At 68.9% G+C, this 2,807-nt stretch carries 4 protein-coding genes; all 4 read right to left on the reverse strand.

Going from position 1 to position 2,807, the window contains the following annotated elements; all coding sequences use genetic code 11:
* Window positions 1-398 (reverse strand): YbaK/EbsC family protein (locus JNN06_RS05650; protein WP_291238621.1); only part of this gene is annotated, 398 nt, incomplete at its 3' end.
* Window positions 399-460: 62 nt separating this feature from the next.
* Window positions 461-1,003, reverse strand: a complete 543-nt coding sequence (locus tag JNN06_RS05655) for an RSP_2648 family PIN domain-containing protein (protein ID WP_291238622.1) — start codon at window positions 1,001-1,003, stop codon at window positions 461-463.
* 4 nt (window positions 1,004-1,007) lie between these two features.
* Window positions 1,008-2,201 carry an RSP_2647 family RNA methyltransferase gene (locus JNN06_RS05660; RefSeq protein ID WP_291238623.1) on the reverse strand — a complete coding sequence of 398 codons (1,194 nt, stop codon included), beginning with the start codon at window positions 2,199-2,201 and terminating at the stop codon, window positions 1,008-1,010.
* Window positions 2,202-2,269: 68 nt separating this feature from the next.
* The coding region (locus tag JNN06_RS05665) for a DUF6778 family protein (protein WP_291238624.1) at window positions 2,270-2,807 on the reverse strand (538 nt) is incomplete at its 5' end.

The following is a 2,807-nucleotide window of genomic DNA, read 5'->3' on the forward strand; positions in this document are numbered from 1 at the left end:
TGCCGCGGCGTGCCCGCCGCTGCCCAGATCTGCGGGAAATCCAGCAGGCGCGGGTCGAAAAACGCAGGGCTTTCCGTCAGATGCCCGACCGGGCTGACGCCGCCGATGGCAAAGCCGGTGACGGCGCGCACCTGCGCCGCCTCGGCCCGGCCCAAAGCCTCGCCCGCAAGGCTGGAGGCCTTGGCCGGATCAACCCGGTTGCCGCCCGCCGTCAGAAACAGATAAAGCCGCCCGCTGTCCGCACCGGCAAACAGGATGGATTTCACGATCTGGTCGGGCGTGCAGCCCGCCGCCGCCGCTGCGGCCTCGGCCGTGCGGCAATCGCCCATCTCGAAGGGCGTGATTTCCAGCCCGGCAGCGCCGAGGGCCAGGGTGACGCGGGCGAGCGATTTGGACATGGACGGCCTCCTGATGCGCTGCGACGTGGATATTTGAACCAAGATGAAGGGGGAGGCTGCGCTCAGGCCCCAACCGCCTTGGCAAGGCGGTTCAGCCGGTTGCGTTTCAGCAAGGCTTTCAGCGAAAGCGGCGCGCCTGCCATGGCCTCGGCCTCGGCATGGGTGGCGGCGAGGGCGGCGTCCATGGCTTGCGGGTGGTGCGACCACAGCTCCCACAGGAACCCGTCGGGGTCGCGCCGCGCGATGCCTTCGGCGGCCAGCACATGACCCGGGAAATCGGCGGCGTTGAAGGTGAGGATGGCATCCGAGCCGCTGGCAATCGCCGTGGCCAGCACATGCAGATCATTCGGGTCGGGCAGGATGTGGCGCGCCTCGATCTCGGGGCGGGCGGGGGTGAGCGCGCGGGGGAAGACCTCGCGCACCCGCGCCGCATCCAGCGCGGCCTCGCTCACCGCCTGCGGGCCAAGGCGGGGGATGGCGCGTTGCCATTCCTCCAGAATGCGGTCGGACCAGACGGGTTCATAAAGCCCGGCCCGCGCCGCGCGCAACAGGATCGCGCGCAGCACGGAGGGAAAGATCACGCAGGCATCCAGCGTGACGCGCATCGGATCAATCCAGCCGGAAAACCAGCGATTTCAGATAGCCGCTTTCCGCCAGTTGCGGCAGCAGCGGATGATCCGGCCCGGCAAAGCCGGTCTGGATCAGCTGCCCGCGCCGCCCGCCGCGCCCGATACCACGCCCGCAGGCATTGCGGAAGCTCGACAGATCGGCGGCATGGCTGCACGAACACAGCACGAGATAGCCCCCCGGCGCCACCAGCGGCGCCGCCAGCCGGGCGATGCGCTCATAGGCGCGCAAGCCCGCCTCCAGCGCCGGTTTGGAGGGCGCGAAGGCCGGCGGGTCGCAGATCACCAGATCAAAGCGCGCGCCCTCTGTGCCAAGCGCCTCCAGCACCTCGAAGGCATCGCCCTGCCGGGTGGTGAAGCGGTCGGCCACACCGCCCGTCTTGGCGCCCTCCGCCGCCAGAGCCAGCGCCGAGGCCGAGGCATCCACCGCCAGCGCGCTGCTCGCACCGCCCGCCAGCGCCGCCAGCGCAAAGCCGCCGACATGGCTGAACACATCCAGCACCGCGGCGCCCTTGGCCAGCCGCGCCGCGAAAGCATGGTTCGGGCGCTGGTCATAGAAGAGGCCGGTTTTCTGCCCGCCCATCAGATCGGCCATATAGGTGGCGCCGTTCATCAGCACCGGGATCGGCGCCGCCACGCCGCCCGCCATCACCACGGTTTCCTCGGTCAGGCCCTCCAGGCTGCGCGAGCGCCCGGTGCCGTTCTTGATCACCGTGGTCACGCCGGTCACCGCGCGCAGGGCGGCGGCCAGGGCCTCGACATGGGTTTCCGCCCAAGCGGCATTGGGCTGGATCACCGCCGCCTCGCCAAAGCGATCAATCACCACGCCGGGCAGGCCATCGGCCTCGGCATGGACCAGCCGGTAAAAGGGCTGATCGAACAGCCGCGCCCGCATGTCCAGCGCGCGGGCCAGCCGCGCCTCGAACCAGGCCTGATCAATCACCGCCTCGGGGTCACGGTCCAGCACCCGGGCGATGATCTTGGATTTGGTGTTCACCGTCACCAGACCCAGCGGGCGGCGCTCGCCATCCTCCAGCACGCAAAGCGCGCCGGGTTCCAGCGCCTGCGTGCGGCGGTCGGTCACCAACTCGTCGGCATAGACCCAAGGAAAGCCATGACGGATGGCGCGGGCCTCGGCCTTGGGTTTCAGGCGAACGGTCTTGCGGGTCTCAGACATGGTATCCAACGAAAAAGGGGGGCGTGATGCCCCCCTCTAGCCGTTTCGGCCCCCCGGCGAAAGCCCGATCAGTAAAGCCCGGCAATCTGCTCCGGCGCCACCGTGCCTTGCGAGACCGGCGCATTTTCCGGCAAACCGCTGGGCACCGAAACCGGGGTCGAAAGCTCCCGCGCGATCACCGCCGCCAGATGTTCGGTGATGACGACGCGCATGGTGCGGCCCATCTGCTCCTCGGCAATGGCCTGCGCCCCGCCCGAGCCCTTCACATCCGCCACCACCGCGCGCGGCCCGTCGATCACGCCGCCGGTCGCCAGATCGCGCACCGTCAGGATGAACTTCACCGAATGGACGCCGCCAAAGGTATAGCGGGTCTTTTCCGTCAGCGAATGGAAGCGCGTCACCTCGACATCCACCCCGACCGGGCGGCCATTATGCATGGCGGCCACGCCGCGCCCGATGCCCTCGCTGACAATGGCGCGCACCTGATTGTGGCGGTTCGCCATCGGCTCGCCGCGCCAGACAATATCGGCGATCGGGTAGAACACATTCGCCTCCGACACGCGCAGGCTTTGCGGCACGGTGACATTCACCTGCTGCACATCATAT

Origin of the sequence: Gemmobacter sp., from assembly GCF_016792925.1 — a bacterium.
Lineage (GTDB): Bacteria > Pseudomonadota > Alphaproteobacteria > Rhodobacterales > Rhodobacteraceae > Gemmobacter.

Excerpts from the sequence above, each read along its gene's own strand:
- JNN06_RS05655 (WP_291238622.1), bottom strand. The coding sequence starts at position 1,003 with ATGCGCGTCACGCTGGATGCCTGCGTGATCTTTCCCTCCGTGCTGCGC.
- JNN06_RS05660 (WP_291238623.1), bottom strand. The coding sequence starts at position 2,201 with ATGTCTGAGACCCGCAAGACCGTTCGCCTGAAACCCAAGGCCGAGGCC.